Source organism: Trichocoleus sp. FACHB-90, assembly GCF_014695505.1.
GTDB classification, from domain to species: Bacteria; Cyanobacteriota; Cyanobacteriia; order Cyanobacteriales; family FACHB-T130; genus Funiculus; species Funiculus sociatus.
On record NZ_JACJOK010000019.1, the window covers coordinates 62,036 to 87,490 of the forward strand.

Here is a 25,455-nt window from a genome sequence, read left to right on the forward strand (position 1 = left end):
TGCGCTAAACTTAAAGACAGCAGGAAAGAACACCCCCTGTCTTTGTCTGAATCTTAACCTCCCATTCCTTGGTTTCTAGGCTTTGGAGTACCTGACTTAAGTTGGTATAAAAGTTTTGCCGAGCCGAACCTGCCACAAAGATAGCTAACAGTTTGCCCACTCAACTTTCCTGGGAAACCTTCACCAAGCTTGCTGCTTGGGTTGCTTCTATAATAACCCCAATGGGATTTGTCACCAAATACCCGTTTCGGGGGCTATCGTCAAACCAAACCAAATCATAATAACGCTCTCCTCTCCACTTCCAGACCATGACGGATGGCGACTAGGAGTTTTGATGAGCGATCGCGTTTTTCGGCGCTGTTTGCCATTCTTCTACAGCTGCCTGCATTCTTGCACACTCAGGTTCTGGAGTCGTCGGAAAAAAGCCTCAATCTGCTGGTCGAACATTTTTTCTTCTACATCTGGGACAATTTCAAAAGGCGAATTTATGCCAAATTCAGGTAATTATATTATTCGAGAGTGCGCGAACAATGTACTCAGGTTATTTTGAGATTAAGGGGTTTTAAACAATTTCACACACTATTGTATTTTTCCATAATGTACTATTGTTTGGTATCAGAAGGTTAGGAGAATTATTCTATTAGCCCAAATCAGCAGCACATTGTCTGTATCTCATAGATCAAAATAATTTTTCCTTATTATCCTGATAATTTTGTAGAATAAGTAGGGCTAGAGGTTAGGTAGCGGATGCACAGACATGGAGAGAATAAATTATTCTTCATCCTTTCTGAGGAGGCAAAGTATTCCTTGTAACCGATGAAGAAAAGCATTCTAAACTGATGAACTGAAAGTTAGCGTTAATAAAACTTAATTAATGACAGAGCAGGTTTTAATTCTTGGAGGAAGCGGACGGATTGGCAGCAGCGTAGCAGCCGATCTGGTCGCACACACACAGGCGCAAGTTATACTTACTGGCAGACACGAAGCTGCTGGGATGTCGGTCACTCAAGAGTTGGGGTCGAAAGTGAAATTCCTGGCTCTAGATTTGGCAGACGACTCGGTACTCAGGGATGCGATCGCCTCTTGTAATCTGGTAATCCACTGTGCGGGGCCATTTCATTACCGGGATGATAGAGTCCTAAAAATCTGTATAAAAGAGGGTGTCAACTATCTGGATGTCAGCGATCACCCATCCTATACGCGCAAAGCCTTAGATTGCCGGGAAGAAGCTGCCGCTGCGGGGGTGACAGCGATTGTTAATACGGGAATTTTCCCCGGTATCTCTAATAGTATGGTGCGCCAGTGCGTCGAGCAGCTAGATGAAACAGACAGGATTCACCTGAGTTATCTAGTATCCGGTTCCGGCGGTTCTGGGGTGACGGTGATGCGAACCACATTTCTAGGGTTGCAAAAACCCTTTGAAGTTTGGATAGATGGTCAATGGCAGGAGATAAAGCCGTATAGCGATCGCGAAACTATTGAGTTTCCACCGCCTTACGGTCGCACTGGCGTTTACTGGTTTGATATGCCAGAAGCGTTTACCCTACCGGAAACTTTCCCAGTCAAAACCGTAATCACCAAATTTGGCACAGTTCCCGATTTTTACAATTATCTTACCTGGAGCGTTGCCCACTGGTGGCCTGCGAGTTGGCTAAGAAATCGTTATGTCATCGAGTTTTTAGCCAGAGTCAGTCACCGCATGACCGATGTAAGCGATCGCTTTACCGGAGTTGGCGTAGCCATTCGTTCTGAAGCCAGCGGACGTAAAGATGGACAACCAGCCAAGTTTTGCTCAACTTTAGTGCATGAAAACACCGCAGTTGCAGCTGGTTATGGTACTGGCAGCCTTGCCGAATTATTGCTAACTGGGAAACTCAAAAAACCCGGTGTTTGGGCAGTAGAACAGGCACTCCCCACCGATTTATTTGAACATACCATGCAAAGCCGAGGGCTTAATATTCATCAAGAGTGGTTGCCTCAGAAAAATTAATGTATCCTGCGGCAGAAGGCACAGTTGTAGCTGGACAAGTACGATTCATTTCGTACTAATAGATGACTTTAGTAGTTTTATCTACTCGCGTCTGCTCAAAGTATTGCGAAAAAATCAGGAGGTAATTTTCATGCAAAGAATTTTATTAGCTCTCAAGCAAGGAATGCAAAAACGTATTTTTGTTTTAGGTTTGATGGCTTTAATCAGCTTGTCAAGTATATTTATTTTCGCCGCACCGAGTTATGCAGTGCTACATTCAAAAGACAAGTTGTCATCTCAAGAAAAAATTGATCGCGCCTACGAATATAGCGAAGCCACAGGTATTTTAGAAGAAGAAAAGCAGGCATCAGAAAATGCTAATAAAACCTTTGACTTCAATGAAAAGGCTAACGTCAAGACAGTAACAAGCGCTACAGAAGAAAATTCCGAGCCAAATTTGATAGAAAAAGCGCAAGATTTAATTCAAAAGGTGACAGGAAACGACTAAAAATATCTCTAATTTCTAGTTTCCAAACTTAGGAAAACTAGAAATTAGAGGCTCTGCCTCACCGCTTGGCTATCAACAAATACCTATCGATTAAAGGTAAAACGACCATTTACCTTTTCGCCATTAATATCAGAGAGAATAACAACTTTATACTCCCCAGGTGCTTGCTCAGGTAGCAAAACAGCGTAGTGTTTACCCTCAGCATCGTATTTCATATCTAGCGTTTTTTGAGTCCCATTAGGTAACTGAACCTGAGCCGTTACTTTGGCGTTAGGAATTGCTTCGTGAGTGTCACCTTTCTGAAGATACAAATCCAGGTGAGTGCCTTTATCTTCCTTTTCAGAAACAAACTCTAAATGATAGTTTCCCGTCTCCACAACTTTACCTCCTTTGGCAGGTGTAGAGTGGTCGGCTTTGTCAGCCGTTTCTGAGGGAGAAACAGCGGGACTATTATCTGGAGTTACTGCTTGTTGTCCGTTACTACAGGAACCCAAAAGAAGTAATCCCATAGCAAAAACAGCCAAACTTACCTTAAATAATTTCATCTTTCCTTTGCGTCCTTGGCGCTTTATATCAAACCTTTTTAGGTATCAAAATTTTCCCAAACTGAGCATACAAAGCAGGTAATACTAACAGCGTTAAAGCTGTAGAAGTAAACAATCCCCCCAACACCACTACCGCTAAAGGTTGCAGAATTTCTTTACCAGCACCGCCGCCAAATACCAGAGGTAACAAACCCAAAGCCGAGGTAAAAGCCGTCATCAAAATAGCATTTAGCCGCTGCATCGAGCCTTCAATTATGACTTCACGGAAAGGCAAACCATCGGCAAATTTAGCATTGTAATTATCAACTAATAACAACCCGTTACGAGTGGCGACACCAAACAGGGTGATAAAGCCAACCAGAGAAGCCACAGAGATAACGCCATCTGTGAGCGCAATTGAAAGCACTCCTCCCACTAATGCTAAGGGTAAATTAATCATAATCATCGCAGTTGAGGGAAAAGATTTAACTGAAAAATATATTAATATTGTAATTATCACGAAAGCTAAAGAGCTAAATAGTAATATGTTTTGAGTAGCTCGTTGTTCCGACTCGAATTGACCGCCATATTGAATAAAGTAACCTGGGGGTAATTGCACTTGTTGCTTAACTTTGGCGCTAATTTCATCTACTACAGAGCGCAAATCTCTACCGCTGGCGTTGGCGGATACAACAATTAAACGGGAAACATTTTCACGGTTGATAGTATTTGGGCCTGTCCCGTAGTCAATTTTGGCAACTTGAGCGAGGGGAATTTTTTGATTGTTAGGAGTATCGACTAGCAAGTTACTAATAGTATCCAAGTTGCGGCGAGCATCTTCTTTTAACCACACAACAAGGTCAAAGGTTTGTTGCTGCTCTAAGACTTGGGAAACGACTTTTCCATTGAGCGCTGTTTCAATAGTTTCTGACAGTTCACCCACAGTTAAACCATAACGAGCAGCAGCTGATCTGTCAAACTGAATTTGAATCTGTCTAATTGGCAATTGAGGTTCTAGTTGCAAGTCTACAATACCGGGGACAGTTTTCATGATGTCTTCGACTTGTCTGCCAATTGTGCGGAGTTGCTGCAAGTCGGGGCCAAAAATTTTGAGAGCGATCGCACTCCTTACCCCTGATAGCACTTCATCCATCCGGTGAGAAATAAAACCGCCAATATTGGGCGCAACACCAGGTAATTTAATAAATTCTTCCCGTAGCTTTTCAATACTTCCCTTGCGGTCTTTTATCCCAGCTTCGCTCAGTTCCACATCCAAATGTCCAAAGTTCACACCTGCTGCATCAGCATCTCCGGGGGCGCGTCCCGATCGTAACTGGATAAAATCAAAGCGGGGATCGTCCTTGAGAGCATCCTGAAGCGCTTCACCAGCACGGTTGGTATTTTCTAGAGAAACACCGGGATAGAGAGTCAGGGTATTGACGAGCGATCGCTCTTGAAACTCCGGCAAAAATACCCGTCCCAACGAAGGCGCGATCGCAATTGCTGCTACAAGAGATGCGATCGCGATCGCAGAAATTAGCTTAGAACTACGCAGAGAAAACATTAAAAAGGGACGATAAAGCCCTTTAAAAAATCTCGCCACCCACGGTTCTTTTTCTGGAAAACTACCGTGAGGCAGTAAGATAGCACATAAAGCTGGAGTAACTGTAAGTGCTGTAACACTAGAAGCCAAAACTGCCACTAAATAAGCAATACCCATCGGTGCAAAAATGCGACCTTCTACACCAGCCAAAGCAAAAATTGGGGAAAATACAACCACAGTAATTAATGTGGCACCAAACAGAGAATCGCGCACCTCCTGACAGCCTTCAAAAACCACATCTAAAGCGGATTTTCTATTTGGAATTTGGGATTGGGAATTGGGAAGATTCCCTTGTTCACTTTCCCTAGTCCCCAGTCCCTTGTTCTTATATTCCCGGAGAGAACGGTAGACATTTTCAGCATCCACAATCGCATCATCTACCGCTGAACCAATGGCTACAGCCAAGCCGCCCAAAGTCATCGTATTAAGTCCCTGTCCCAGCCAATTTAACGCCAGTAATCCTAGCAGCAAAGACAAGGGAAGCGCCGTAAGGCTAACTACGAGAGTCCGCCAATTCATCAAAAACGGAATCAAAATTAGGGCAACAATAAAGCTACCTTCGACCAAAGCTTCCCTAACATTTTCAATCGAAGCATCGATAAAGTCTTCTTGACGAAAAGTTACCTGCACTTGTACATCTTTGGGTAAGCCAGATTTAACCTCTGCCATTGCCGCTTCTATGGCACGAGTGACAGTAGGAGTATCAACAAGCGGCTGTTTATTAACCATTAAAACTATTGCCTTTTTGCCGTTTAAGCTGGCATCGCCACGCTTCAAGGCAGCACCAATTTTAACATCAGCAACATCTCCTAGCATAATGGGTGTACCATTGCGAGATGTAATTACTGATTGCTGTAAGTCTTCAATAGATTCAATCCGGCCAATGCCTCGGATTAATAATTCTTGGTCTGGATTAGTTAAATAACCACCAGGAGCATTAACATTAGCAGCAGCAGCAGCTTCTTGTACTTCGCGCAAAGAGACATTAAACGCTTTCAGCTTTTCTGAATCAACTAATACTTGATACTGGCGAATATCACCGCCATAAGCCACAACTTGCGAGACACCAGGAACAGCTAAGAGGCGATTGGTCACTTGCCAATCGACAATCCGTCGTAACTCCATCAAGTCAATTTGGGATTGAGGTTTATCCTCGGTAATAGTAAAAGCATATTGGATTACAGTACCGATAGGAGAACTAATAGGCGAAATTTGGGGTGAATCGACACTTTCTGGTAGTTTTTCTTGAGCTTGCTGCAATCTTTCTGTCACTAACTGCCGGGCTTGATAAATATCAGTTTCCCAGTTGAAAATAACTTTAACAACTGAGAGTCCCACCGCTGAGGCAGAGCGTACTGTTGTTACTCCCGGAGTCCCATTAATTGCACTTTCAATAGGTAAAGTAACGAGGGATTCTACTTCCTCTGGTGCCAATCCTGGGGCTTCAGTTTGTATTTCTACTTGAGGTGGAGCAAAATCGGGAAAAACATCCACTGGCATTTGCGAAGCCACGCGAAAGATCCATACTGTAATTACCCCGGCGGCGAGGACAACTATCCAGCGTTGTTTAATAGACCACTTGATGATGGTACTGAGCATTTTTGGTTTGTCAGTCGTGAGAATCCCTTTTTAATAATTGACACAGCAAAATGAAATCAGGATGAAATTTTAGCTAAGAAGTAGAAGAGTTATGGGTAAAGTGGCAATTATTGGGGTGATGCTCGTAATCGTCGCAGTAGTAGGGGCGGGAGTGTTAGCCTGGACTGCATGGAAGCAGCACCGACAAGAGGAGCAACGACGCGAACAAGACAGACATCAGCGATTAGCTCAGCGTGAAGAAGCAAGAAAGCGGGAAAACTTAAATCAGCCGCCGCCGAAGAATCAAGAAACAACCATCCAGTCACCACCACCAGGAAGTTTGATCGGTGAGATTGAAGATGGTATGCGCGAGTTGAAAACATCTATTAATGACGTTTTCGCAAAGCCTGCAACTCAACAAAGTAAGCCAATGTTAGCTTCAAAACTAGCTGTTCTCCTAGCATCAGGAAGATGGAAAGAAGCTGACGAAGAAACACTCAGGATTATGCTTCAAGTGGCAGATCGAGAAAAAGAAGGTTGGCTGGATGTAGCAGCCATCGAAAAATTCCCTTGTGAAGACCTTCGCGCTATCGACAAACTTTGGTTACAATCCTCTGATGGACGCTTTGGGTTTAGTGTACAAAAGCAAATTTGGAAAAGCGTAGGCGGAAATTTCAACGCTGACGATCAAATTTATGAAGCTTTTAGCGATCGCGTAGGATGGCGCGTGAATCAAAACTGGCTACAAGTCGATGACCTTACCTTCAATTCCTCGGCTCCCAATGGACATTTGCCTGCTGTTGCTGTCAGGTTGGGAGGGTTGAGTTGGGGTGTGACGGGGTTTTGGTGGGAAAAGAGACAAGCCTACGTTTTTCTTCTCTCTGACAAAGACTGGTAACTTGTAAAATTCTCTCCATCGTCACTTACACAAATTAAACCTCTAACTGAGCGTTTCCGGATCAATTCCCCTTGCCCGTAGCAACTCTACAAGACGCTCTGCTCGTTGCCGCTCTTGCTCTGTTCGTTCATCTGGCGTTGGGAATCTATTACCTTGCTCGTCATACCAATACAGCCATTCCCGATGACAGCGATCGTGAGTGCCATTTTCGCGCCCAATTCCTAAGCCAATTTCCGGCATCCAGACGGGTTCACCCGGTTGACGTACATATTCTCCGTTCACCAAGCGGTACACCTCCAAGACATTATGCTTGTCGCGCCGAGAATAATCGGGGTTGTAAACGCAATAGTACAACACCCCTAATCGGGCATAATCGGTAATTTTCTCGTCGTATTCTCCCCCGTAGGTTTTGGAAACGACTTCTAAGACCCAAATTGGAACAATGTTATTTTCTTCCCAAACGATGTAACTTGGTCGTAACTTACCATTCTTGAGTCGCGGTACTCCCAAACTCAGGAAACTATCGGGAACTATGGCAATTCTGGGATTTGTCCCAGTTGTATGGTAAATGCCCATATTTACGCCGAAAAACCAGTCGTTACGACTAGCCCACAGCAAATTTAAAATTATCCTCAGCAAGGTGGGGATTAGGATTTGTAATTCATGATCCACTGGAGTGTCGTCAGAATCTGGTAGTTCGTCACTTGAGGGTAGATTTTGTAGCGGATTGTAGTTTACCATAATCGCTCTTTTAGCGCCTCCTGTCTGGATCTTAACTTGCTCAGGCGTTCAGGCTAGAGATAGGCATAATCTACCGTTTTGGGGTTAGTTGCTGGGGATCGGAATCCTGAGTTTTCGGCATTTCGGGAATTGAGAAATCTACCAAACTGACGGCTTTTTTGGTGCGACGACCTAACCAAAAAGCACCAGATGCGATCGCTCCCGCACCAGCTACAGCCCACAACCAGGGAAGTGCTGAGTTCTGAGTGTTGAGTTCTGAGTTAGGCGGTTCATTTTTGCCTTTTTCCGCCCCCCGAATTGCGCCCTCTTGTGGGGATCGATTGCCTTTTAAAGATTCGGCATAAAGTTGAATTGCGCCTTGGGTGACGATGCGATCGCCATCAAACAAGCCACTCTTAATTTCAACTAAGTTTCCCAAAGTTCTGCCCAAAGTAACTTCAGCAGGCTCGAAGGTTGTACCATTTTCCACATAAACCAGCTGCCTGCCATTGGCTTCTACCACAGCTGAAGTTGGAATCACTAACACAGCAGTTGGTGTCTTATCAGTCAAAACTTCTAATTGGGCAAACATTCCCGGTTTCAATTGTCCATCAGCATTATCCAGTTCGGCTTTGACTGGCACAACCCGCGTTTCACCTTCTACAACCGAACCAATTACGGCAATCTTCCCTGTAAAAGTGCGATTTGGCAAACTGGCAACCTTTGCGATCGCTTGTTGCCCAATTTTCACTTTTTCTAAATCTTTTTCGTAGATATTCGCCGTAGCCCAAACCCGACTATTATTGAGGATAGTCATCAACTTTCCCCCCGCCTCTTCCACCGATTGACCAAGAGTGATTTCCCTATCAGCAACGGTGCCAGAAATCGGTGCAGTTACAGTTACTAATCCTTTATCATTTGCTCTCGTTCCCAACTGTTGCAGTCGAGTTTGATAAGCGGCGTTACTCAAACGGATACGAGATTTTGCCACTTCTACCGCTGATTTAGCGCGTTTAAGTTGCGCTTCAGCTTCCAGAACTTCCCGGCGGCTGGTGGCTTTGGTAACTGTCGCCAAAGCTTCTGCCAGTTCGGTTTCGTCTTCCAGCACTTGGCGGCGCGGAATTGCTCCCTGTGCTGAGAGTTCCCGATCTCGGTTATACCGTTCCTCAGCCAAGGCTAACTGGCTGCGGGCTTGTTTTATGTCTGCTGCGGCTATCTGCAAGTATCGCTGATAATTTTGTTCGGCTAACTTTAAATCAGCTTCAGCTTGTTGCAAATCTGCCTCTGCTTCTGCCCGTTTTTCCTGGGAATTGACGCGCAATTCTACTAAGTCAGGTGCAGCGATGACGGCGACAACTTTCCCTGCTTGGACAACGGCACCAGGTTCTACTAAAAGTTCAACAATTTTACCTGGCGTTGGTGAAGTAACTTCTACTTTTTGGCTGGGCAAAGTTTCAATTTGTCCTGTAGTTTTAATGCCAAAATCCATCTGCTGCTTCGTGACAGGTTTAACTTCAATTCCCATCCGCTTTACTGTTTGGGCATCCACCTGAATTCCCTGTTGAGTCCCCGGATTTGCTTCTGTTTCTTGATGAAATTCGTCTCCATGTCCACCATGAGCTAAAACAAATTTTGGCGTTATAAGTAACAACAAAAATAGAAATATTCCTGAAACAGAACGCATTGCCATAAGGTAGAAGCGCATGGCTAGAAATTCCTTATATCACAGCATTTAACAAGTTTCGCAAAAGATAATGAAATCAGGATGAAATCACTACTGCCGACACCCTGTAGGGTGTCGGCTATACGGGCGAAGCCTGCCAACGCAGGCTTTGTTTGCTTGCCCTTGACTTTAGTCGTCCGGCGTTTTTATTTACTTTTTATACCACGCTAGTCGCCACTGTTTCATTTGCTCAATTTCTGCTTTTTGAGAAGTGATAATTTCTTGGGCTAATTGTTTAATTTCCGGTCGTTTAGACTTACTGAGTGCATCTTGAGCCATTGTTATCGCACCTTCATGGTGCGAAATCATCCCATTAATAAAGCGCAGATCGAACTCAGCATCGGCAGATCCCATATCTCCAGACATCATCATGCTTTGGCGTTGTTGTTCCGACATTGGAACTACAGATTTGCCTTCACCTCCGTAGGCAACAGGTTGTTTACTGGCTTGAGGATACCATCCCTGCCGCCACTGTTGCATCTGATTTATTTCTTTATTTTGATCTTTAATGATGTTGTCAGATAGCTGTTTTATTTCAGGGCGTTTAGATTTTTGTTGGGCAACACGAGCCATCGTCACAGCACCTTGATGATGTATTGTCATCGCGTCGATAAATCGCAGATCGTAGTTGGCATCTGCTGGCCCCCAATCCATTGCTACGCTATGATTCATCCCGCTGCCATGCCCTGTATGATCCATACCGCCAGCATCTGATGGGGAGGCGTTTGGGGCTTGGGCTTGGTTTTGGGAGGCACTAGAACAAGCTGTAATAAATGCGCTTGTTGATCCAGCGATCGCTACTAGGGTAAGCATCAAAAAGCTATTTTTAAAAAAGTTAGTTCGCATAGACTTTATTTCCATCTAAGAATTTTCAACAATAATGCTGATTTTTTTCTATTATCAATTCAGCACAGTTTACTTATTGTCTTACAAAAAAATGAAATCAGGATGAAATTCCGATACATCATTAGATAGAAACCATATCTACTTCATTAGAAGGACGCGCTTAATTTATCTGATTTTTAAGGTAAAAGCGAACAGGTAAACATTCGCAAAAGAGGTGAAAATAATGGCACATCATATGCAACAAATGAGCCAAGAAATGCAGCAGTGCATTCAAAATTGCCAAGATTGCCACAGCATCTGCTTGCAAACGGCGGTTACGTATTGCCTGCCAACTGGCGGTATGCACGCAGAACCAGATCATATTCGGCTGATGCTTGATTGTGCGGAAATCTGCCAGACAAGTGCTAATTTTATGCTGCGTGGTTCCGATCTCCACACGCGCACTTGCGGCATTTGTGCCGAGATTTGTCAGCGGTGTGCAGAAAACTGCGATCGCATGAGCGATGATGCCCACATGAAAGAGTGCGCTGATATGTGTCGTCGCTGTGCCGAATCGTGCCGACAAATGGCAATGGCAAAAGCTTGATATTTAGGCTGAATTGTGCATAGGCAGTTTAACGGTAAAAGTGCTGCCTTTGCCCAATTTGCTCTCTACGTGTATGCTGCCGTTGTGGGCAGTAGCGATCGCTAGCGCAATCGGCAATCCCAAGCCAGAACCGCCACTGTTTCGGGAGCGATCGCTATTCACGCGATAGAATCGGTTAAAAATCAGCTTTTGTTGTTGCGCTGTAATGCCGATGCCTGTATCTTTTATGTGAATCAGCGCAGTGCGATCGCTACTTTCTAAAGTAACCATCACCTCTTCCCCGACGGGCGTGTATTGAATAGCGTTAATAACTAAGTTACAAAGCAGACGATACAGCTGTTCCTCGTCACCATTTACATACAAAGGCTCGCCTACATTGCCGTTGTCAGCCATAAGATTAACATCAGATGCGATCGCCAGTGCTGCCAATTCTTCTGTCACATCACTGACTAAATCGTTGAGACAGGTGAGACGAAGTTTTATAGGCGAAACCTGCTGATCCATGCGAGATAGTAACAACAAATCCTTAACAAGTTCAGATAGGCGGTGATTCTGACGCTCCAGAGTTATCAGGGTGTCTCTCGCCTCTTTGCCACTTAGTTTATTTATTCTCAATGAAGATTCTACCGTCGCTTGGATTGCCGCTAGAGGTGTCCGCAACTCATGGGCAGCATCCGCTGTAAATTGTTGAATTTGGCGATAAGATTGGTAAATTGGTTGCATCGCTAGTCCAGCCAACAACCAACTAGAACCGCCTACCAAAATCATTGCCACTGGCAAGCCTAATAATAAGATAAATTTCAAGACAGCAAGTTGATTGTCAAGGTCTTTAAGGCTTCGCCCCACCTGAATGTATCCCCAAGAGAGATTATCTTGGGTATGCAAAGACAGAGAAATTTGATGGTAGCGAGTACCTTGGCGATCCTTGTGAATTTGCCACAATTCCCGTTTTGATGTTTGATATAATCCCTCTGGCTGAAGTCCTGCCAAAGCAATTAAGCGTCCTGAACGATCCAATAAACGCACGTAGTAGTCGCCTTGGTGAATTGCGCCTATTGCGTGACGCTGTGTATTTTCTAATTGGGTAACGCAGCCGTTAAGAGCAAGACAAATATCTGGTAAGAGTTTTTGAGTAATTGGTTCCAAGCGTCCAGGCTGCTTCAAAGTTGGTTCAATGCTATCGTGCAGCGTTCCGGCGACAGATTCTAATTCTCGATCGAGTGCGTTCCAATTAGCATGAGCGATCGCGCGGTAAACAGCAAATCCACACAGACTCAGAATCAAGCCCATGATGCCAACATACCAGCCAGCTAGTCGCCAGCGCGTTAGCTGAAATAGTTTATTTTGATTCACGTTAATAGTTGCTAAGGTCAGGATGGCTAATTGTTTATTAATATTAGCCATTAGTTATTAACTAATGACTAATTAAACGATATCCCACACCATATACAGTTTCGAGGACGCGATCGCATCCATATTCAGCTAATTTACGACGCAGCAGCCGCATCTGAGCCGCCACCACATTACTCATCGGTTCTGCACCCAATTCCCAAAGCTGATTTAGAAGTTGGTCGCGAGTAACAATCTGCGTCGGATGCTTCATAAAATACTCTAACAGTTGAAATTCCTTAATAGTCAGAGGAATAGCTTGCTTATTCTGATAACAAACCGTATGAGTAGTGTAATCTAAAGTCAAACTGCCAACTTGCAGAGCTGGGGCTTGAAGTTGAGGCGATCGCCTTTGCAATGCCCGCAGCCTCGCTAACAGTTCTGCCATGCCAAACGGCTTGATTAAATAATCATCAGCACCAGCATCCAACCCAGCAACTTTATCTTCCATACTGTCTTTAGCAGTTAGCATCAAAACTGGTAGAGGATTATTTTGCCGCCGTAGCTTTACACATAACTCGATTCCTGATAAACCTGGCAGTAACCAATCGAAAATAGCCAGTGTATATTGCGTCCACTGGCTTTCTAAAAATTCCCATGCTTGCGTGCCATCCAGAACCCAATCAACTATATACGCTTCCTGGCTTAAGGTTCGTTTAATTGCCGCACCCAAATCAGGCTCATCTTCGACTAAAAGTATCCGCATAAGATGTTTTACTAAGTTGTATAAACGACTGGTGAGGGAGAGAAAAGTCGCTTAATTTTATTCAGCACTCAGCACTTTTCAAAATATTAGTTAAGCACTTAGATAGATGTGGTAAAAACTAATTATTGTTAAAAAATGGTTAGAACACCATTTTGGTTTATCTTTGCAAAACTTAAAATTTTATGACTGATTAAAGGCCAGAGTTTCAAAATCCAAAATGGCATAACCCACCAATTACTGATAGCCAAGCAGAGACATAATATTATGAACACCGGACAAAAAGACCCCATAACTGGCGCTAATTCTTCTGAGTGGGTGGAGAGACTGGCACGTTTGGGCTTTGGGGCGAGAGGGGTGGTTTACGCCACCGTGGGAGTGCTGGCGGCGCAGGCGGCGTTTGGTGCAGGCGGCAAAACCACTGATACTAAGGGTGCGCTGCAAAGCATTGTGACGCAGCCGTTTGGGAAATTCTTACTGGCTATAGTAGCTTTCGGCTTGCTTGGTTACGTGCTGTGGCGTTTCGTGGAAGCGATCGCCGATCCGGAAAACAAAGGCACCGATGCCAAAGGTCTTGTGCTGCGTCTGGGATACGCTGGCAGCGGCTTGATCTATGCTGGGTTAGCCTGGAGTGCAATTAAGCTGATCCTGGGTTCGGGAGGCGGGGGTAATAGTAATTCTTCGCAAGACTGGACAGCACGCTTATTAGCGCAACCCTTCGGTCAATTTCTAACTGGAATTGTTGGAGCCGCGGTCATCGGCATGGGCTTCTATCAATTTTACAGAGCTTACAAAGCCAAATTCCGCAAAAAGTGGAAAATCAGCGAGATGAGCCAACAAGAGGAGAAATGGGCAACACTTGCTAGCAGATTTGGTATTGCTTCTCGTGGTGTCGTTTTTAGCATTATCGGTCTTTTTCTACTCCAAGCGGCGCGCCAGTCCGATGCCACTGAAGTTGAGGGACTACGTGGTGCCTTGGCAGCACTAGCACGACAGCCTTTTGGCCCTTGGCTTTTAGGAATTGTTGCCTTCGGTCTAATTGCTTATGGTATTTATAATTTCGTAGAGGCGCGGTATCGGCGGATTCAGACTAGGTAAATAAATTTAAACATTTCGGCAGAGTCGAGTTTATCTCGTTCCCAGGCCGCAGTCCAGGAACGAGATTTTAATGCAGAGGTAATGGCAATAGGCTTTAAGGTGGTTCAATAGATAGTTAAGTGTTTTTCTATAGCAATTCGAGGGTTGGTTGCGATACATCTGTAGGGAAATGGCAATGGCATTTCCCGTTAGAACCGCGATATATTCCACCCAAGTGAGAAACACTATAAATTCAGATATTTGTAGAAGCTATGCTCAACAAACATGATGAGTTGTTACTAAAGGATCTAAAGCTTCAACCGCTTTGGCTGCTCCAGTTATATGTAGTTCTAGGAGTGGTGGCAGCAATTTCTGGATTCGTTATTGAGAGCGGAAATCTCTCAAAAGCTGCTTGTTTAGGAGGTGGTTTCCTGATCGCTTTGGGAGCTGAAAAATTGGTAACGCACCGAATCAGAAAAGCTGCACTTTCTCTGGTTAATAGAAATTAACGCTGTTTTTCATGCTCAGGACTTACGCAGTTAATTAGTGAATGCCTGATTGTGTCGTAGGGGCATGGCATTGCCCCCTACAGCGTGTTGACGTGCGTAAGCCCTAATGCTTTTTCTCGCACTTCTCGGCCTAAGTGCAATATCTAACAGGACTTACGCACTTGCCGTGAACTAAAGTTCCGGCTCAAAGCCCAAACCCATTGAAATGGGTTGGTTTGAGCTTTTTTAGTCAGTTTCAACTGGCTTGGGCTTTGGGCCTGGAAATTGATTTCCTTGCACTGCGTAAGTCCTAATCTAAGCTGTAAAATTCAAAAGTTATCAAATGGTTTGACGGCAAAATCTCCCAGCGTCACGGTGAAACTCTGCTGATTTCCAGTAGCAACAAAATTAATAATAACTTCAGAAGCTACGGCAACAGCCAACATAACTAAATTCCGCGCTAATGGGTAGTCACAAACATCATCATTTGCTGGGGAAGGAACGCGATAAATTTCGTTCCAGATAATCTCGGCATAGTCGGAAGCTAAGCCGACGTGTAGGCAAGGAATATTTGCATTGGTGCAATAATCTTTGACAATTTGACGACTGGTGCTGTTGTCAAAAGTATCAATGACAATACCGCTACCAGCAAGTAATTGGGCGACGTTTGCGGATGTTAATTCTTTGGAACGCCCATCGACTGCAACACCCAAGGCGCGATAAATAGTATTGGTGAGAATTTTCGCTTTGTACGCACCAACGTCTGAACGGTAGTAAGGCTGGGTGGAGAGGTTGCGTTCTTCAATGCGATCGCGATCGATTGTCACCAGTTTACCAAAACCCGAACGCGCCAGATTTTCTGTAATATTTGCACCCAGCGCCCCCGCACCGCAAACAGTCACCGGGACATCGCGCAACTGTGCCATTAATGCGGGCGTTCTGTGGAGTTGTTCGTGAAAGAATATAGACATATTGGTAATTGCTAATGGCTAATTGCTAATTGCTAATGGCTAATAACTTCAGAAATCCCAGTTATCTCGCGCTTCGATGACGCCTACCAGAGATTGCAAGTCAAAATCGCGATCGCGTCCACTCAAGCAAATGCCAGAACTGATAACGGTAAGCTCCTTTTTGTCAATAGCAGAAGTGTGCCACTCACCGTTGCTAGTAGTCCACTCGATCTGCCAATAGTCACCGCGATCGCGAAATTCCCGCAAATCGCCTCCACCCATCCGCAGCGCTTCCTGCAAGCGTCCTTCATCACCGTCCGTCTTACGTCGCGGTCTTTCCACGCGCCGCGCCTGTTTTGTAGTTTGTCGCGTCTCTCGCTGACGTTCGATTAATTGCTGTTGCTGTCTTCGGCGCTGGTATTCTTCCGTCTGCTGCAACGCCAAATCGTACACAGTACGCATCTCTGGAGTCATCCCAGCAAAGCGAATATTTTGAGTTTCCGTCAAAGAGCGCAGATGCGATCGCAGTTGTTCCCCAACCAGCGGATCGCCACGTCGATCGACTTCATCAAACCACCAGACACCGCCATCCCAACGCGCAATTATCGGCTCAAAAACCCCTCCCTCCGTCACCAAATGCACTATCGCTGGCTTAGCGACACCCAAGCGCTGCTGCATATCAGATTCATTCACAGGATAAGCCAGCCACGTCTGCCCTTGCAAAACATAAGCCAGACGCAAACGTAGCGGCTTTAGCAACTTGAGATATTCCGCCACCTGCACAAGGCTGGGTTCCTCCACCATCTCAGCCGTTTTTTCATTTATTGGCTGAAAAATGCCCCATCCTTCAAAGTTTTGTGGCTGAGGGGAGAAAGTGTAGATGATGTTTGCAACACGCGATCGCACCTTTCCCCCACGCACACACGGCGCGAAAAACTCAGTATCGCGCAACTGCGCTTCCTGTGCAGCAATTTGATTTAATAAATTGCGGATATCTGCCATAAAGCGCTCCTTAGCTAATTTTGAATAATTGAGCTTTCCTAATACAAACCAACTTTTTCCCGCTACGCTTACTTAAAAGCTTATCTTTTTCTTCCTAAGCGCTTCCCGCAGGCTTCGCCAACGCGCTCTTTGCGCCTAAGCGCTTCGCGCAGGCTCCGCCAACGCGGTTCATTTCACAAAAGTATAGACACGCAATTTCACATTTATACTAAAGACGTTCGTTACACAAATCTGTGAATAAATTCATGAGTTAAATCAACCCTTCCCTTGCGTAAAACGGCGGGATCTAATCTTTCCGTCGTGTTGCAAGTCATCAAAATCACCAACTTTTGTTTAGCCTGAATACCAGATTCATCAATTACACTTTGATACAAAGTCCCATCCAACAAACTCAAAATATGCTCAGTTTTATTATTATTCTGAGCAGCATCCAAGGCTCTATTTTTAGCTAAATTGTCAGCTTCATTGATAATGATACAAATTCGCTCCAAGTAACTTGGTGGAACAAAATTCTCAACCGCGTCGTGATCCAGAATAAAAATGACATATCCTAGAGGCGCGAGAATTTCCTTAGCTACAGCTTGCGTCCAAGCAGTTTTACCCGTACCAGGATCTCCATTTACTAACACAGCCAACTGATTTTGGTCGAGAATCGCCTGCTGTACTGTATCAGTAAAGCCTTGAATATCCTCTGGAAAAGACCGAATTGGAAACTGGCTGTGAATCTGTCCCACGCGGCTTTGGTAGCCACTCAGCATCACCGCCAAATTATAAGTTGCTTTATTAATCAGTGGCGCTAGTTCCTTAGCCATCAGGGTATAGCGTCGCCGTCCCCTGTCTAAGTTTTCGATTTCAAGCCAAGCTTGTTGCTTAGACCAGAAAGCATAAACTGTGTTAATAATGTCGAGGCGTTCCCAATTAACAAACCGATCTACAGGATAATAAAAATGTCTGTCTAGATAATATTGGGTAATCATATCCGGACGATCCAATAAATCCAGAATTTTGAAAATAGTAATCTCCTGTAGTCGGTTCAAAACGTAATCAATGGGAATACTATTGCGGCTTACGAATTGAATGACAGGTGCATCAACCCATAAAACATCTTTATACCGATAATCTGGCGTAGGAGGTTCGGGAGTAATGTAGTTCCAAAACTCATCTACTTCGTATCGCGTATTCTCAGAAAAGACGTTTAAAATATTTGCCCACCAGGTATACTCATTGCGTCCCATAGCATCAGCAATATCGCTGGCTAAGTCCAAACCTTTTTGTGTTAGCTCCTTAGAGTCGTTAAACAAAAGATGCCACAGAAACCCCCAGTCGAGCTGTCGGTTTAATGGTCGCCATCCAGCGCCCAATAAACCTTTTGCTTGCGGGTTTTTGGGTGTGGAATTGTCTTCTTGATTTCCAAAATATCCTGATCCCATAGTTTCAGTTATTCTCGCTTTGTGGTGTATTTATGGGGAAGCGATCGCTAGTTTTACTAAAACACTTTATTCTATTTATCCAACAGCCTTTAATATCTGTTGCAGATATTCGGGTGAAACGCTATCCACTAGCCAAACCCCATTCTCAGAACAATAAAATTCATGTCCTGCTTTGTGCATTGCAGCAGCATCTACCGCAAAAACTACTGGGCGACCATGACGTTTGCCTACAGCTTCTGCTGTGGCAATATCCAGCGATAGATGGACGTGATGCCGTGACATTTTCCGAAGACCATTCTGCATAATTGATTCGACGGATTTGTGTCCTGTCCCGTGGTATAGCACATCTGGAGGTACAGCGGGTTCCAATTGCAAATTAATTTCTACACTATGCCCTTGGTTAGCACGAATTAAGGTGCCTGTAGAGTCATAAGAAAAGCGTTTTTTATCATTTTGTGCGACTACCTCATCTAATTCGGCGCGGGTAATGGGAAATCTGTGCTTTTTACACGCTGTTAAAAGTTCATCTACCGAAATCCAGCCTCCAAGCGCAAGTTCAAGACCAATCTCCCCAGGATTGTGCCGCAGAATGTAACTGAGATATTTGCTGATTTTAACTTGGCGTGAATTGTTCATTCAATAACTCTTTCCATTTTAACAATGCCAGTTACCTTCCAGGTATCGCTTGACTAAACCTGCGTGTGATAAAGGACTAGATAAATCATCTAAGTCACAGTTGGTTTCATAATCTAATAACAAAACTGTTTGTTCTGCACTAAGTTGTTTCAGTTCGTCGAGTTGGTTCCCAAGACAATTTTCTAGCACCCATTTATATGAAGGTAGGTAAATAACACGACGTGCGTCTGCATAGGACAAAAGTTTGTCTCCTGTTAAGCCTGCACGATGTCCTAATACTTTTCCATAAATTCTTGTCGTGCGCTTGATACCCTTCATATTAGTTATGCTGAGTTTGCTTTTGTCTACGTCAGCAGACTCAAAAACTTTCAACCCTTGCCAAATCCCTTCTACACTCATGCTGAAGTGTCCCGGCGAAAAAGGAACGGGAATTCCTCCATGCGGGTAAAAAGGGCTGAAGCGCAAGCCTTGGTTCTGAACCACGCGAGGTAAGGTCAACGATAGCGGCTTCCCCATAGCGTTGATGCAAATCGCGGGAGGTGCGGCGACTTTTTACAAAAAGCGGCATTGTCAAGTGCCTAGCCTTAGAGTGGAAGAGGATGCGAGTATTTGTATTATAAGGTACTACAGAAAAACCGGACAGATTCCCGATGTCTATGGTTACTCTCGTTCCCAATCTCTGACTGGTAACGCAATTTTGGAGGCAAAGCCTCCCTTCCAAAGTTCTAGAAAACTTACTTATGGGGCTTTACTTAACTTCTACCATTCCCAGTCAGAAATTGGGAACGAGAAACGCCGAATCAATCCAAAATCGTAAATCTAAAATCCCATCGATTGACGACTTCTACTTTAAAGACATTCATAAATCACCTATTGTAATTTTTTCAATACCACAGAATTTGCTTTTGAAACAGAGTTTGGAGTTTTTTGCCCTTTCCCTTAACACGACAAGTGCGTTTTAGCACCGCCAAATCCTCTGGATGCTTTTCCAGCACCTGCTCCCACACGGCAAGGGCTACCTCTTTGTAGGCTGTTTGTAAGTCACTCATGCTGTATCCTCCATAACATCTTGACCAACACATCTACCGAAGGTTAGATTGAAAAAATGTGTTCTTCTGACCCACCTAAAGATGTGTGCCTTATTGAGTGACGTTGCTAGAGGACTATTTGTTGAGGAGAAATTACAAAATGTTTCATAAGTCGTTTCGTAATGCTATGGTGGCTGTTGCTCTATCGCTACCAGTAGTTTCGCTGACAGCGCATAATGCCTTAGCTGACCAGCGCGACTTCACAGTTATCAATAAAACCAGTAGTCCCATCCGTCACCTGTACGTCTCATATACTGGCGAGGACAAATGGGGTGAAGACATCCTGGGTAAGGATCTTCTAGCCGTTGGCGAGTCTACGTTGATATACTTCACTGGCGATGATAAGGTATGCAGCTATGACATCAAAGCCGTCTTCGAGGATGGAGAAGAGGCGGAAGACTATAAGGTGAATCTTTGCGAGACTGAGACTTATAGCTTTACTGAGAATTAAGGAAGTTGGTTGGGTGGGCTTCTTCCCACCCAACACAGCTGCAATGCCAGCAAAGTTCCGCTACTCTTGAGATTGGCTAATGCAACTCAGTACCGTCCTTGCGGAGTAAGTAGCGACGCTGCTTTGCAGCCGCTTCGCTAACGCTAATTAATTTCAGCACCACTCGCCCAATTTCAGGATGCGTTCTCTCCACCATCGGCTGTACGACAACGCTTTCCATCATGCAATCTGGGCTAATTACACTGTCAGCATTGTTAAACTGAGACACCGCTTCCCAACTGTAAGCACCGATATAGAGGACTGGCACTCTGGCTAAAGAAAAAGACAAATTTCATCTGAATAAGCCGTACATTATTTGAAACATTGTGTTGTTGAATATCTCGGTATAACTGGTTTTACTCTCTAATCATTGCCCAATTTTTTTCAAGCATTGTTTCTTTAGTTAGGATTTTAGGTTCATCACAAGCCTCGCGCAGTCTATCGGGCAAATCGCCGCACACGGCTAACACTCCTGTTCTGCAACCAAAGTCTTCAATCCGCTGTAAAGCTTTGACAAAATCAGTGTCTGTACTAACTACTAGGGCGTAATCATAATTTTTAACCGCTGCATGATAAACGATATCTGCTACCAGTAAAGCATCAACTCCTTTTTCTTTGATATTGCCATCCTTAGTTGGAATCCCTTCACCATAAACTATTCGTATCCCCTCGGTAATATGGGAACCGTGAAAATCCTTAGCTTTTTTCAGGTGTTGTTCAATGGTATAGAGATAGACCCGAACAATTTGGCGACTATCTGTAAAATGAGTAAAGATTTCTGCAAGGTTTTGATTTAAGCTCAATTTAGCAGCTTCTAAACGGTAAAAGAGGTTTGTACCGTCAATAAACACCATAGCCTTTTGAAACTGTATAGGTGGAATAGGAGTCGAAAGATTGTAAATTCCCATACTACTAAGACTCTTTCAAAACTAGGTTAGGACTTGTATTCGTCTAGATTTATACCGTAATTCAGTAATTGAGTATTTGACTATTTGTTGAATGCACTTAACAGAGCCTATAAAGCAGGCTGAAATCAGATTTGACCCCAATCCCAGCCTACCCCAGCCTGTCTGTTAGGGGTTGGAAACCAACCCCTACTTGTCATCCCGCACTGGCAATGGTGTCTCCAGAATTTCCATTAGCAACTCTAGCCGCGAAGGACGAGACAAGAGCGGGATAAGATTCGGCAACGAGTAGTAGTCACCTGCAAAGGTGAAAGTATCTACCTGCGCGTGTCTTTCCTGCAATCTGCGTTCCATCCAGTCATAGGGATAACCTACTTTGATGATGAGGACGCTTGGCTCTACTTTCAGGTCGCGCTTGTAAGCTTCATAAGTTTCCACAAAGTGGGGCGCTTTGTTTTCCCCTTCGTCTGTAACTAGGATGATTTGCTCCACACGTTGCTTTCTCAGGCGCATCGCTTCCAACGCACAACCGATGCTGGTAGCACCGCTGGCTTTGATGTGCTGGAAGGCACGTTCCCAGTCGCTTAAGTGCTTCCCCGCCGCTTTGATGGGGTATGGCATGGTGTCAAAGGCGTAGACGAACAAATCTGCCGCAGCAATGCCGGAAATTAGGGCGGCGATGCGCTTACCAACTTCGATGGCATTTTCCATTGAGCTAGATTTATCGACTAGGAGAGCAGTTGGCTGGGAAATTTTGCCGCGCTTTTTTACCTGTTCGTCCATGACGCGCTCTAACTTAGCGGCTGTATCTGCCTCTAGGTTGGCGACATCTGCCGCAACTCGCCCTTTTAAGGCAGCTACTCGCCCATCAGTTTGCGCTTTCTCCAGTTTCTCGTCGATGAGTGCTTTTACCTGGGGGTTTTCCATCGCACCGCGAGTTTGGAGTGACTTGAGGTTGTTAATTACCTCTTGGGGTGTCATAGAGTTAATCAGTGCTACTAGCACTGTGGGGGTCATCTGTTTGATGGCTCCCACTGCAACTGTGTAGGGGATGTTGTGTTCTACAATCAGTTGCGCTTGCTCTAGGGGTGAGGATGCGATCGCCATCAGCTTTAGCGCAAAGGCTAAACTATCTTCTGGCGGGTTGTCTTTGAACAACACCGCATCAGCGCGATCGCTAGGGCGTATATGCAAGCTAGCATAAAGATGCTTCATCGCCTGACGCGCTCGTAGTGCCGCACGGTCAAAGAACGCAGGATTTTTTTCCCGTTCCTTTAAATAGCGTCGCACAGCAGTACGAGTAGAACGCGGCAATTTACCCCGATACTGCTTCAAAAAGTCTACAATCCGCGCTACCTGATAAGGCGGAAACTCTTGCAACAGCACAAACCCCGCATCCCGGTGTTCGGTCAACTTGCTGGTGAGTAAATTGCCAACAAATACCTCTTTGTGGTCGCGGACATCACCTTGGCGTTGATACCATACTGCTAAATGTCCATAAAAAATCGGGTCGCTTACCACCATTGAGGAGTGAACTTCAGCTACTTTCTCTAGCTCCCGGTGGGGTGTGGTGAGCAGACTATTTAGCATATCTAAACGCACGTCGCGCTCTGTTGCTTGCACAGGAATCACCTCTATATAAGTCACCCCGTACAAGTTGAGAAAGCTCTTGGCTACTTTGTCAATAAGTATGTAAGCTTTCTCGGTTTGGATACGGGGTGAACGCTTGAAGAATGGGAAATTATATGCTCCGCGCAAGTCGGCAAAGCCGTTCACTTTCTCTGATGCTCTACCACTGAGCTACATCTCCAATTGGAGATAATGGGATTTGAACCCATGACAACCAGAACCCTATGTGTGTATGCTTCACTCGTTAGGGCGCAAAGCGGTAAATTATAAGCTGCCAATTAGCTGATGTCGCTTTTATGCGGCTACTCGCAGCACAGTTCAAATTAAACTACTCTTTTATACTACATAAATACTACAGAGTCGTCAAGGGACTGGAAAAAATAATTTTCGCTCTCGTCGGCAAAAAAAGTCCCAAGTCAGAATATGTATAGATACAGGCGGTAAAATACAAATTCCCTGGCTTTGCCAGAACTCCTTCATGGGAATAGTATGCTTGATTTCTGTCGCCGCCCAGTTGCCGTCGATTTATTTGCTGGTGCGGGGGGATTTTCACTGGGAATTGAGCAGGCTGGGTTTGATGTGGCGGTGGCGGTTGAGGTTGACCCGATTCACGCCGCAACTCATGCTTATAACTTTCCCCACACCAAAGTTTTGTGTGCAGACGCAAGGACGTTATCAGGTAAGGCAATTAAAGAAGCGGCGATACAAGCTGGTGGGGAGATTGACTTAGTAATCGGGGGGCCACCTTGCCAAGGTTTCTCTTTGATGGGAAAGCGGTGCTTGGAAGATGAGCGCAACGACTTGGTATTTGAGTTCTGTAGATTAGTAGTAGAACTGCAACCCCGCTATTTTGTCATGGAGAATGTACCGGGGATTGCTCAGAAAGAACACGCGATTTATCTGGATTTGATTAATAGTGAGTTGGAAGCAGCGGGATACTGCATCACGCAACCTGTAAAGGTGTTAAAAACGGCAGAGTTCGGAGTACCGCAGAATCGGAAACGTTTGATTTTATTGGGTTCTCGTGCTGGAGAACGCCAGCTTGAGTATCCTAAACCCCTAATTCCTAATCCCCAATCTTTATTTACCACAGTCAGGGATGCGATCGCAGACTTGCCCAACCTGGATGACTTTCCCCAACTCCTAACAAGCGATGAAGTCTTGCTGGAACGGCGACAGCTTAAAAAAATGCGCTCCCTAGCCAGCCTCTATGCACTCCAGCTAATGGAAGCTTCCCCCGACCTGAATAATTTTGCCTATCCTCGGCTAAATTGTGGGAATCTGTTGACGGGATCTCTGCGAACCCAGCACTCTACTACCTCAATTGAGCGTTTCCAGAAAACTCAACCTGGTGAGTTGGAATCTGTAAGCAGATTTAGACGCTTGCATTGGGATAAACTTTCACATACTTTAAGAGCTGGAACTGGCTCTGGAGGCGGTCGCTACACCTCTCCCCGTCCGATTCATCCGGATTACCACAGAGTTATTTCTGTACGCGAAGCGGCGAGATTGCATTCTTTTCCAGACTGGTTTCGCTTCCACACAACAAAATGGCACGGGTTCCGACAAATTGGGAACTCCGTGCCACCATTGTTGGCAAGGGCTGTGGGTCGTCAAGTTATTGCCTCGCTGGGCATTGTGCCACCCAAGCCAAAAGAGCCTATAGAATTAGGGAACACTCAACTACTCCGGTTTAATCCGTGGGAAGCTACTCGGTATTGGTCACTCGGTAGTCAGGGAATTGCCAAGTTGGAAAGCTGAAACGTTCTCAGGTTCTAACAACGCCTCCAACCTACCCCTTGGGCTACAAACTTTCAAAGACCAATCAATCCAACCAGCTAAACTTACATATTTGCTTTCGGCTTATTTGCCTCATTTTTTACTTCAGATAGAACATTGTATCCTTCTGGCCCTGGAGGATTTGTAGCTTCAGCAACGCCTTCTGTAGGGCCGCCGACTGCTTTCCATCCAGGAAAACCGCCTTTGAGTTCAGACACGCACTGGAACCCAGCAGAGCGCATTTGGGAAGCTGCTTGAGCGGTTTGCTCGTCAGATTCGCCATAGACATAAATATCGCGAGTGGGCTGAAGACTTGTTTTGGCGCGGTCTACCAATTCCTCTAGGGGCATAGGCATGGCTCCCATGATGTGACCGTTGTTAAAAGTATCGCGATCGCGCACATCTAAAATTGTTAGAGCAGGTTCGCCCCATTCCAAACGGGCTTTGAGGTCGCTTACGCTCGATTGGGGTTTCAGTCCCGGTGGGGTGGGCGTAACTTCTGGAAGGGCATCTTTTGCTTTTAAAAGGGTTTCTTCAACCTTGTTGGAAGCACTTTCCACACTATCTGCAACTTTTTTTGAAGCATCTTCAATTTTATTTTGAATATTGTCCATGAGAAAATTTAACCAATCACATCAATAGAAATGTAATAGGAAGTTAACTTTTTATTTATCCTTCTCCAGAAAGAAGGTTAAAATAATCTTTCTTTAGACAGAGTTGGGTATTAATTTCTCTGTTGTTGTAACCTACCAAATCTTTAGTTTTGTTAATCTTCCCTGACGCATTTGGTCTATATTTTTACGAATTGTAACAGTTTGGGGATAATGTGTTCCGAGGATGCGATCGCTCAGTTCTTAAACTTGCAGATACAGCGGTTTCGCTTGGGTGTAGTCTCCTTGAGCAAGGTAGAGATTTGCCAGATTATCCAGGCTGG

26 protein-coding genes are annotated in these 25,455 nt (G+C 44.9%); 9 read left to right on the forward strand and 17 right to left on the reverse strand.

Annotated elements, in window-relative coordinates:
- The first annotated feature begins 874 nt into the window (after positions 1-874).
- The gene (locus H6F74_RS05185) at positions 875-1,990 is read left to right on the forward strand and encodes a saccharopine dehydrogenase NADP-binding domain-containing protein (protein ID WP_190437293.1); all 1,116 of its coding nucleotides are present in this window, start codon (positions 875-877) and stop codon (positions 1,988-1,990) included.
- Positions 1,991-2,120: 130 nt separating this feature from the next.
- A complete protein-coding gene (locus H6F74_RS05190; protein WP_190437294.1) occupies positions 2,121-2,477 on the forward strand; it encodes a hypothetical protein in 357 nt (118 codons plus the stop codon).
- Positions 2,478-2,560: 83 nt separating this feature from the next.
- On the opposite strand, the gene H6F74_RS05195 is transcribed toward H6F74_RS05190, so the two are convergent.
- Together H6F74_RS05195 and H6F74_RS05200 are read right to left on the reverse strand one after the other, a co-directional pair.
- Positions 2,561-3,022, reverse strand: a complete 462-nt coding sequence (locus H6F74_RS05195; RefSeq protein ID WP_190437296.1) for a hypothetical protein — start codon at positions 3,020-3,022, stop codon at positions 2,561-2,563.
- A 28-nt stretch (positions 3,023-3,050) separates the two neighbouring features.
- Positions 3,051-6,203, reverse strand: a complete 3,153-nt coding sequence (locus H6F74_RS05200) for an efflux RND transporter permease subunit (RefSeq protein ID WP_190437298.1) — start codon at positions 6,201-6,203, stop codon at positions 3,051-3,053.
- A 91-nt stretch (positions 6,204-6,294) separates the two neighbouring features.
- Between H6F74_RS05200 and H6F74_RS05205 the strand changes: the two genes are divergently transcribed.
- Positions 6,295-7,080: a GUN4 domain-containing protein gene (locus tag H6F74_RS05205; RefSeq protein ID WP_190437300.1), complete on the forward strand. Its 786-nt coding sequence runs from the start codon at positions 6,295-6,297 to the stop codon at positions 7,078-7,080.
- Between the two features lie 42 nt (positions 7,081-7,122).
- Here the strand turns inward: H6F74_RS05205 and H6F74_RS05210 are convergent, their stop codons facing one another.
- From H6F74_RS05210 to H6F74_RS05220, 3 genes are all read right to left on the reverse strand, one after another.
- Entirely contained in the window at positions 7,123-7,821 is a 699-nt protein-coding gene (locus H6F74_RS05210; protein WP_190437303.1) for a Uma2 family endonuclease, read from the reverse strand.
- 70 nt (positions 7,822-7,891) lie between these two features.
- Positions 7,892-9,505, reverse strand: coding sequence for an efflux RND transporter periplasmic adaptor subunit (locus tag H6F74_RS05215; protein WP_190437306.1), 1,614 nt, complete (start codon positions 9,503-9,505; stop codon positions 7,892-7,894).
- A 168-nt stretch (positions 9,506-9,673) separates the two neighbouring features.
- Positions 9,674-10,369 (reverse strand): DUF305 domain-containing protein, encoded by a 696-nt coding sequence (locus tag H6F74_RS05220; protein WP_199300848.1) that lies wholly within the window; start codon positions 10,367-10,369, stop codon positions 9,674-9,676.
- Between the two features lie 223 nt (positions 10,370-10,592).
- On the opposite strand from H6F74_RS05220, the gene H6F74_RS05225 reads away from it, so the two are divergent.
- Positions 10,593-10,955, forward strand: a complete 363-nt coding sequence (locus H6F74_RS05225; protein ID WP_190437309.1) for a four-helix bundle copper-binding protein — start codon at positions 10,593-10,595, stop codon at positions 10,953-10,955.
- Between the two features lie 3 nt (positions 10,956-10,958).
- On the opposite strand, the gene rppB is transcribed toward H6F74_RS05225, so the two are convergent.
- Both rppB and rppA read right to left on the reverse strand, forming a co-directional pair.
- Complete coding sequence (rppB, locus tag H6F74_RS05230; protein WP_190437554.1) at positions 10,959-12,308, reverse strand: two-component system sensor histidine kinase RppB; 1,350 nt, start codon at positions 12,306-12,308, stop codon at positions 10,959-10,961.
- A 61-nt stretch (positions 12,309-12,369) separates the two neighbouring features.
- Positions 12,370-13,050: a two-component system response regulator RppA gene (gene rppA, locus H6F74_RS05235; RefSeq protein ID WP_190437312.1), complete on the reverse strand. Its 681-nt coding sequence runs from the start codon at positions 13,048-13,050 to the stop codon at positions 12,370-12,372.
- A 264-nt stretch (positions 13,051-13,314) separates the two neighbouring features.
- On the opposite strand from rppA, the gene H6F74_RS05240 reads away from it, so the two are divergent.
- Positions 13,315-14,145: a DUF1206 domain-containing protein gene (locus tag H6F74_RS05240; protein WP_190437315.1), complete on the forward strand. Its 831-nt coding sequence runs from the start codon at positions 13,315-13,317 to the stop codon at positions 14,143-14,145.
- 251 nt (positions 14,146-14,396) lie between these two features.
- Positions 14,397-14,633 carry a hypothetical protein gene (locus H6F74_RS05245; protein ID WP_190427927.1) on the forward strand — a complete coding sequence of 79 codons (237 nt, stop codon included), beginning with the start codon at positions 14,397-14,399 and terminating at the stop codon, positions 14,631-14,633.
- Positions 14,634-14,941: 308 nt separating this feature from the next.
- Here H6F74_RS05245 and H6F74_RS05250 read toward each other — a convergent pair whose 3' ends face one another.
- From H6F74_RS05250 to H6F74_RS05270, 5 genes are all read right to left on the reverse strand, one after another.
- Positions 14,942-15,583, reverse strand: coding sequence for a ThiF family adenylyltransferase (locus tag H6F74_RS05250; RefSeq protein WP_190437318.1), 642 nt, complete (start codon positions 15,581-15,583; stop codon positions 14,942-14,944).
- A gap of 48 nt (positions 15,584-15,631) precedes the next feature.
- Positions 15,632-16,564: a hypothetical protein gene (locus tag H6F74_RS05255; protein WP_190437321.1), complete on the reverse strand. Its 933-nt coding sequence runs from the start codon at positions 16,562-16,564 to the stop codon at positions 15,632-15,634.
- A 221-nt stretch (positions 16,565-16,785) separates the two neighbouring features.
- Positions 16,786-17,994 carry an AAA family ATPase gene (locus tag H6F74_RS05260; protein WP_190437324.1) on the reverse strand — a complete coding sequence of 403 codons (1,209 nt, stop codon included), beginning with the start codon at positions 17,992-17,994 and terminating at the stop codon, positions 16,786-16,788.
- 75 nt (positions 17,995-18,069) lie between these two features.
- Entirely contained in the window at positions 18,070-18,630 is a 561-nt protein-coding gene (locus tag H6F74_RS05265) for an RNA 2'-phosphotransferase (protein ID WP_190437327.1), read from the reverse strand.
- An 18-nt stretch (positions 18,631-18,648) separates the two neighbouring features.
- Positions 18,649-19,146 (reverse strand): hypothetical protein, encoded by a 498-nt coding sequence (locus H6F74_RS05270; RefSeq protein WP_199300852.1) that lies wholly within the window; start codon positions 19,144-19,146, stop codon positions 18,649-18,651.
- A gap of 7 nt (positions 19,147-19,153) precedes the next feature.
- On the opposite strand from H6F74_RS05270, the gene H6F74_RS05275 reads away from it, so the two are divergent.
- Positions 19,154-19,447 carry a hypothetical protein gene (locus H6F74_RS05275; RefSeq protein WP_190437577.1) on the forward strand — a complete coding sequence of 98 codons (294 nt, stop codon included), beginning with the start codon at positions 19,154-19,156 and terminating at the stop codon, positions 19,445-19,447.
- 67 nt (positions 19,448-19,514) lie between these two features.
- Here the strand turns inward: H6F74_RS05275 and H6F74_RS05280 are convergent, their stop codons facing one another.
- Positions 19,515-19,679, reverse strand: a complete 165-nt coding sequence (locus tag H6F74_RS05280) for a hypothetical protein (RefSeq protein ID WP_190427913.1) — start codon at positions 19,677-19,679, stop codon at positions 19,515-19,517.
- Positions 19,680-19,818: 139 nt separating this feature from the next.
- Between H6F74_RS05280 and H6F74_RS05285 the strand changes: the two genes are divergently transcribed.
- On the forward strand, positions 19,819-20,169 hold the full coding sequence (locus tag H6F74_RS05285; protein WP_190427911.1) for a hypothetical protein: 351 nt from the start codon (positions 19,819-19,821) through the stop codon (positions 20,167-20,169).
- Between the two features lie 76 nt (positions 20,170-20,245).
- Here the strand turns inward: H6F74_RS05285 and H6F74_RS05290 are convergent, their stop codons facing one another.
- The 3 genes from H6F74_RS05290 to H6F74_RS05300 form a co-directional block, all read right to left on the reverse strand.
- Entirely contained in the window at positions 20,246-20,497 is a 252-nt protein-coding gene (locus H6F74_RS05290) for a hypothetical protein (RefSeq protein WP_199300854.1), read from the reverse strand.
- Between the two features lie 67 nt (positions 20,498-20,564).
- Positions 20,565-21,116 (reverse strand): NYN domain-containing protein, encoded by a 552-nt coding sequence (locus tag H6F74_RS05295; protein ID WP_190437330.1) that lies wholly within the window; start codon positions 21,114-21,116, stop codon positions 20,565-20,567.
- Between the two features lie 186 nt (positions 21,117-21,302).
- Entirely contained in the window at positions 21,303-22,736 is a 1,434-nt protein-coding gene (locus H6F74_RS05300) for a hypothetical protein (protein ID WP_190437557.1), read from the reverse strand.
- 495 nt (positions 22,737-23,231) lie between these two features.
- Between H6F74_RS05300 and H6F74_RS05305 the strand changes: the two genes are divergently transcribed.
- The gene (locus H6F74_RS05305; protein ID WP_190437332.1) at positions 23,232-24,503 is read left to right on the forward strand and encodes a DNA cytosine methyltransferase; all 1,272 of its coding nucleotides are present in this window, start codon (positions 23,232-23,234) and stop codon (positions 24,501-24,503) included.
- Positions 24,504-24,586: 83 nt separating this feature from the next.
- Here the strand turns inward: H6F74_RS05305 and H6F74_RS05310 are convergent, their stop codons facing one another.
- Complete coding sequence (locus H6F74_RS05310; RefSeq protein ID WP_190437335.1) at positions 24,587-25,135, reverse strand: rhodanese-like domain-containing protein; 549 nt, start codon at positions 25,133-25,135, stop codon at positions 24,587-24,589.
- Positions 25,136-25,455: the final 320 nt, after the last annotated feature.